The sequence below is a fragment of the Kitasatospora nipponensis genome, from assembly GCF_039528135.1.
GTDB classification, from domain to species: domain Bacteria; phylum Actinomycetota; class Actinomycetes; order Streptomycetales; family Streptomycetaceae; genus Kitasatospora; species Kitasatospora nipponensis.
Genome location: NZ_BAAALF010001060.1, coordinates 1 through 543 on the forward strand (window position 1 = coordinate 1; position 543 = coordinate 543).

1 protein-coding gene and 1 pseudogene are annotated in these 543 nt (G+C 69.1%); both read right to left on the reverse strand.

Annotation, left to right across the window (positions count from 1 at the left end; translation table 11 throughout):
- Positions 1 to 225, reverse strand: a pseudogene (locus ABD323_RS44855) (MFS transporter); the annotation flags it as partial.
- A 109-nt stretch (positions 226 to 334) separates the two neighbouring features.
- The gene (locus ABD323_RS44860; protein WP_344447709.1) at positions 335 to 529 is read right to left on the reverse strand and encodes an endonuclease domain-containing protein; all 195 of its coding nucleotides are present in this window, start codon (positions 527 to 529) and stop codon (positions 335 to 337) included.
- Positions 530 to 543: the final 14 nt, after the last annotated feature.

The window sequence follows — 543 nt, forward strand, 5'->3', positions numbered from 1 at the left end:
CCCGACCCGCCCGGCCACCGACTCGGAGGCCACCGAACCCACACCCGCCAGGATCGGCACCGCCGCCAGGAAGACCGGCAGCAGCCCGTCGCTCAGCCCGTACCGGCGCTGGATCTCCGGGATGCAGGTCACCAGCAGCGCGAAGGTGACCCCCTGCAGCACGAAGCTCACCGCCACCGCCGCCCGCGACCGGCGCAACCGCGCGTCCACCTGCTGCTCGGGCATGGCTCGGCCTCACTCACTACGGCGCTACCGGCCGGTACGGAGATGTTGAGCCGTGAGCGTAGGCGTTCGATCGTGTTTCCGGGAGGGGTCGGACCGAATCCCTGCCGGGCTACGTCCGCAGCAGATAACTCAGAGCTCGCTGAACGCCTTCCGGGCTGTCGCCCAGCATCCCGATTCCGCTATTGCACTTCCGGCAGAGCAGGCCTCGGACTCTCCCGGTCGTGTGACAGTGGTCCACCTGCAAGGCCCGGTCCCCCGCAAGCAGGCCACACACCGCACAGCAACTTCCCTGGTCGGCGAGCATCTGCTCGTAACGCG

Bases quoted from the DNA above. Each gene is read 5' to 3' on its own strand.
- ABD323_RS44860 (WP_344447709.1), bottom strand. From the start codon at position 529: ATGCTCGCCGACCAGGGAAGTTGCTGTGCGGTGTGTGGCCTGCTTGCG.